The following is a 5819-nucleotide window of genomic DNA, read 5'->3' on the forward strand; positions in this document are numbered from 1 at the left end:
AAGGCGTCCCTGGTCAACGCTGTGGGCGCGGACTTCCGGCTGATGGGCATGAACCAGACGGCGCTGGAATCAAAGGTGCCCGTCATCGCGGTGTGCGCCGTCAGGACCGGCTCCGGCAAGAGCCAGACAACGAGAGCCATCGCATCCATCCTGAGGGCCAAAGGGAGACGCGTGGTTGCCATCAGGCACCCGATGCCGTACGGCGACCTCGAAAAGCAGGCGGTCCAAAGATACGCGACATACGCCGACCTCGACAAGAACGCGTGCACGATCGAGGAGAGGGAGGAGTACGAGCCACACATAGACAAGGGGATAATCGTATATGCGGGCGTCGATTACGAGAAGATCCTGAGACAGGCCGAGAAGGAGGCCGATGTCATCCTGTGGGACGGAGGCAACAACGACACGCCGTTCTATATCCCGAACCTGCACATAGTGGTCGCGGACCCGCACAGGGCGGAGCACGCGAGGCTCTATTATCCCGGCGAGACGAACATCCGCATGGCGGATGTCGTCATAATCAACAAGGTCGACACTGCGCAGCCGAAGGACGTCGAGCAGGTGAAGCAGATCGTCGAGGAGCTCAACCCGAAAGCGAAGATCATCAAGGCAACGTCGCCCGTGACCGTCGAGGACACGAAGGCGATCAAGGGCAAGACCGTCCTCGTGATCGAGGACGGGCCGACCGTCACTCACGGCGGGATGAAGTTCGGCGCAGGCTTCATAGCCGCGAAGAACTCGGGCGCCAAGAAGATCATCGACCCAAGGCCGTTCGCGGTCAACTCGATCAAGGACACTTTCGCGAAGTACCCGCATCTCGAGGACGTGCTGCCGGCAATGGGCTACGGCAACCACCAGATCAAGGACCTCCAGGACACGATAAACGCCGCAAAGTGCGATGTCGTCGTTTCCGGCACACCCATCGACCTGAACAGGGTCCTCAAGGCCAACAAGCCAATGATCAGGGTCAGGTACGATCTCCAAGTGCTTAAGGGCGAGATCAAGCTCCATGACATATTGGCCAAGTTCTGATGGCGAAAACGGTTAAGAGCGCCCGCGGAGATTACCGCCTCGCGGGAGTAGCTAAGCCAGGCCAAAGGCGCAGGACTTAAGATCCTGCTGAACGGGATAGGCAATTCTGTCTCATAGGAGTCCGGGGGTTCAAATCCCCTCTCCCGCACGGGCGCCTGGTCGAATGAATCGCGCTTCGGTCAGTAGTCTCAGAAACCTTGACTGGCAATCAGCACGATTCGGGGGTCATGACCGCACGTGGTTGGCATCCAGCCTTGTTCGCAGGCGCTATGATTGGCGGCGTTGTGGCCGTCGCGGTCCTCTTCTTAACGAATTTCGGAGGATGGTACAACTACTATTCCTATTCGGGCGCTAGAGTATGGTACTACATCGGTGTCGACTCTCCAATCTCGCTAGCTGGAATTGCCGTAGTCTGCATTCCGCTCTTCTTCGCATTGTTCGTGTCGCTCAAAGGTGCGCAGAACACCGACTCCGTGACGGTGCAGCAGGTGAACCGCGCATTCGTGGCATCGGTAGTCCAGCTCATCTTGATTGTAATCGCAGCAGTCGTGTTCGTCGCGGCTGTCTCGGGTTCCGATGATTGGTGGTTCTGCACCGGGTTCTATGGATCGGTCATTGGCGTGCTCATGATGATGATCTTCTTGAGGATGGCGAAGCAGCAGTACACCACTTCAGCTCCTCAGGGATTCCCTCAGTACGGGCCGCCAGCCCAAATGTACGTCCAGCCCGGAGTCCAGCCCTATGCCCCGCCGGCGGCATATCCTGCCCCTCAACCGCAGTGGCAGAGCGTCCCGCCTGTAGGTGCTACACCGGGGCAGTCACCTTCCTCGAAATTCTGCATGCAATGCCGGCAGCCCCTTGCTGAGGGAGTAAGGTTCTGCGAGAGGTGCGGACGGCCTATACAATAGAATCCTGATTCGACTGTGATCCTCACACCTCTTCGATCAACACACTCTCCCAGCGGGTTTCCCAACATTCAATTGCGAGTCAAGTATCCCGCCAATCGTGTACCATCTTTATCTGACCCCATGGCCCTCTCGCTTCGAACAGACCCAAGGAGCTAGCTATGGACGAAGAACCAACTCGTGAAGGGCCTTTGTTCCGTCAGTTCAGGGCGGATGACATGGACGCATGCTCTCGTCTCGCCTGGGACGCGTGGGTCGCTGGCTCGGACAAGAGTGACGAGTTCGCAGATCCGCGGGTGATGGAGGGTTATGTGCGGACATTCGTGGTCCGCTCGAACTGGACCGAGGTCGCGCACGATTCCCACGGCGTGACCGGGCTCCTGTTCGGCAGGATCGGAAGCCTCAAAGGCAAGGCAGGATCCAGATCATTGTCCAGTAAGCTCGGGATGATCCCGCAATTCCTCTTCGGCACCCACGGCCAACACGTCTCACCGGTCCTCCTCTGGCACTTCTTCATGACGGAGTTCAAGGTGCTCGTGAACGTGCCTCGGTCGGACGCCGAGGTCAACCTCATCATCGTGGACCCCAAGTACCAGGGAAAAGGCCTCGGCAAGAAGCTGATAGAGAGGTTCGTCGGGGCTGCCAGGGATGCCAGATGCAGGCTCGTCACGCTGTACACGGACGACCAAGCAAGCAACTGGAGGTTCTACGAGGTCATCGGCTTCAGGAAGGTAGCCACCTTCCATGACGGCCTGACTTCGTACTTCGTCGAACGAGACGCGAAGGGAATCGTCTACGTTCTCGACGTCAAGTGAATCGATATGGGTTCAAATCCCCTCTTGATCGAAGGAAAAACCCTTAGGGAAGGAAAGGCAATTCCGCCGTGAAGGAAATGAGAACCATGAGAGAATGGTATAGATGACGAGCAAAGAGAAGACATCCAAAAAGGATTCAACTCTGATGGGAGATGACATAGATGCCATTTTTGAGCGTCATGCCAAGGAAGGCTCAAACCTCACTCCCGCTCTACGGAATTTCCTCAAAGATGTCGCGAGAAGGGATTTGCTCTGGTACCGCTACGGATGTCATGCTGTTCCAGACGATGTGAGACTGTCTTCCGTATTGGATGATTCGCGACGCAATGCCAAGATGAAGGTTCTCAGAGAAATTCGAAACAGCTTGTCAGATCTCGCGCTCCTAGCTCATTCCACAGCACCAAGAGCGGAGGATGTAGAGAGACTCCTTCCGACAGGAGACAGATTCAGACTGAAACCATGGATATCAAGGGTGGACGTTCTCGAAGTCCTTGATCTCGAAGATCTGTGTACCGTTGTAGGATATGCCATAGATCTGTTTGGACCAGAATATGTTGATGCAGTTTTGAGAACGATAGAAATATATCATCGCCAGCAAGGACTAGAGATTGGTGTTCGGAGTTCTTCAGAGGAAATCAAACAGGATTGATAGAAATACCCTCACGAATGAAGGTACACAGAGACTGACACTATTTGTCATCGGATCTCAATCCTGCGTTTTCGTTCCTATTGAAATCAGAAAAAAGGTCTGGCTCGACCCGGTTTCAAATCCCATCTCGCACCAGGAAGCCAATAGAGGGAAGGCTGGTGTCTCTTCAACAAAGAGACGGAGAAGCCTGGCATCTAAAGTCTCTTGAGCAGATCCTTCGTCTTCCCCTCGTATTCTTCTTCGCTGATGAGACCTTTCTCTCTCATAGACTTCAGTTGCCATAGTTTGTCTTGGACACTAGTCAGTCTAGTTTCAGGTGGCCCGGGAGCCTTCTCCCGATGTGCAGGCAGAGCTTCTTGAAGAGGATGCTGAATCGGCGTTTCCGCAGGGTGCTCGATCGACACAGCTGCGTCCTGGAGGTAGCGCTCCTGCAGTTCTCTCTGCTTCGCAGCTTTTCGTCTCTTCATCAGCAGTACTGCGACGACCACGATCACCACCAAGGCGATCACCGCAACGGCCGCAACCACCAGCATCGCGGCATTGCCGGCATCATCAACGCCTGGGATGATGTGCTTGACAGAGACCTTAATCACTTCCTGGATCGACCCGGAAGTTGAAACTGAGTCCGTGACTAACAGAGTCACAGTGAATGTCCCGGCCCGGGCATAGGTGTGAACAGGATTCTGAGAGGAATTTGTAGCTCCGTCCCCGAAGTCCCACGAGAAGTTGTAAGGTTCAACCCCTCCACTCACGCTGGAGGTGAACTGAACTGTCAACGGAGCTTGACCCGACTTCGGGCTGGCGCTCATAGTCACGAAGAATCCTGGCACGTCCGCCTTCGCACTGTATGCGTACTTGAGATCGTCGTTCGTGTAGTCGCTGTAGCTTATGTGGACCATGTTGTCAGAGTCTATCGCGATGGAAGTGGAAAGGCCAACATTCCCCACGCTGTCGAGAGTGTAGTAGGCCCACGATCCGCTCGCGTTGGTCGCGTACTTGAGGTCGTTGTTCGAGAAATCGCTGTAATCGCAGTAGCTTATGTGGACATTGCTGTTCGAGTCCACTGCGATGGAAGTGGCCAAGCCAACACTCCCTGTCCTGTCCAGAGTGTAAAAGGTCCAGAATCCGCTCGCGTTAGTGGCATACGTGAGGTGGGCGTTCGTTTCATCGTGGTAACTTATGTGGACCCTGTCATTCGAGTCTACGGCGATGGAAGAATCGTAGCCCACATCCCCTAGGCTGTCAAGAGTGTAGTATGTCCACCATCCGCCAACGTCTGTGGCGTACTTGAGGTCGTCGTTCGTCCAATCTCCGTAGCTTATGTGGACCTTGTTGTTCGAATCTACCGCGATGGAAGTGTCGAAGCCAACATCGTCCGCGCTGTCCAGGGTATAGTATGCCCACGATCCGCCTGCGTCGGTGGCGTACTTGAGGTCGTCGTTCGTGAAGTCCTGGTAGCTTATGTGGACCTTGTGGTTCGAGTCTACTGCGATGGATGTGAACAGACCAACACTCCCTACGCTATCCAGGGTGTAGCAGGCCCAAGATCCGCCTGCGTTGGTGGCATACTTGAGGTCTCCGTTCGTCCAATCAAGGTAGCTTATGTGGACGCTGTTGTTCGAGTCCACCACGATGGATGTGTACAGGCCGACATTCCCTATGCTGTCCAGAGTGTAGATGACCCAAGATCCGCTTGCGTTGGTGGCGTACTTGAGGTCGTCGTTCGTGCCATCGTTGTAGCTTATGTGGACCTTGTTGTTCGAATCTACCGCGATGGAGGAGTCGTAGCCGACTTCTCCTGCACTATCCAATGTCACAAACATCCAACTAGCGACGTTCGATGTCGAAGAATGCCGCGGCGGATCGCTCCGGGCAACGCTGAAGACTCCCGATGCAAGCATGAGTACTGCGACCAATGTCACTGCTGACACGGCAGCCGCCATTCGCCGATCTCTGCCGCGATCTGTCATCCCCCAAATCACTATCCGAAGGATATCTGGGCAGAGACTGCAGGGTCTTGTCACTCTCGCGCTCGAGATGACACTTCTCCGAGTCGACGCTTTTTCGCCGCTCATTCTGCACCTTTGGAATCCCGATCCGGGGTTGGCCGACAAACGTCCTTTCGAGTATTTCATAGGGCCGTCCCGCTCGGTAACATGGGACAAAGTCCGCGCCCCAGCCTCCTGGAAGCGATCACTTACCCAGAAAGGCAATATACAGAGGAGAACAATGGACGTCCTACGGTCCAGGAGCCACTCGTCCCGAACCGGCAAAGAGGCATGACCTATGGGGTCCGACACTACACTCAACCCTGAGATAATCAAGAAGCGGATGTAGCTCGCCTATCAGTACGCATGCAGCAACCCGACCAACGAGCGCACTGACTGCATCCACGCGCTGATAACCAAGCTCGCAGAC

Annotated in this window: 5 protein-coding genes and 1 tRNA gene; 5 read left to right on the forward strand and 1 reads right to left on the reverse strand. The window is 55.2% G+C overall.

The window, feature by feature from the left end:
• The 5 genes from KJ653_03310 to KJ653_03330 all read left to right on the forward strand — a co-directional run.
• On the forward strand, positions 1 to 1032 hold a 1032-nt coding region (locus tag KJ653_03310), incomplete at its 5' end, for a GTPase (protein MBU0684863.1).
• A 41-nt stretch (positions 1033 to 1073) separates the two neighbouring features.
• Positions 1074 to 1180: transfer RNA gene (locus KJ653_03315), tRNA-Leu, on the forward strand.
• Positions 1181 to 1259: 79 nt separating this feature from the next.
• Entirely contained in the window at positions 1260 to 1940 is a 681-nt protein-coding gene (locus KJ653_03320) for a hypothetical protein (GenBank protein ID MBU0684864.1), read from the forward strand.
• Between the two features lie 158 nt (positions 1941 to 2098).
• Positions 2099 to 2752, forward strand: coding sequence for a GNAT family N-acetyltransferase (locus KJ653_03325; GenBank protein MBU0684865.1), 654 nt, complete (start codon positions 2099 to 2101; stop codon positions 2750 to 2752).
• A gap of 103 nt (positions 2753 to 2855) precedes the next feature.
• Positions 2856 to 3401 (forward strand): hypothetical protein, encoded by a 546-nt coding sequence (locus KJ653_03330; GenBank protein ID MBU0684866.1) that lies wholly within the window; start codon positions 2856 to 2858, stop codon positions 3399 to 3401.
• 194 nt (positions 3402 to 3595) lie between these two features.
• Here KJ653_03330 and KJ653_03335 read toward each other — a convergent pair whose 3' ends face one another.
• A complete protein-coding gene (locus KJ653_03335) occupies positions 3596 to 5212 on the reverse strand; it encodes a PKD domain-containing protein (GenBank protein ID MBU0684867.1) in 1617 nt (538 codons plus the stop codon).
• Positions 5213 to 5819: the final 607 nt, after the last annotated feature.

The sequence above is a fragment of the Candidatus Thermoplasmatota archaeon genome, assembly GCA_018814355.1.
GTDB lineage: Archaea > Thermoplasmatota > Thermoplasmata > UBA10834 > UBA10834 > COMBO-56-21.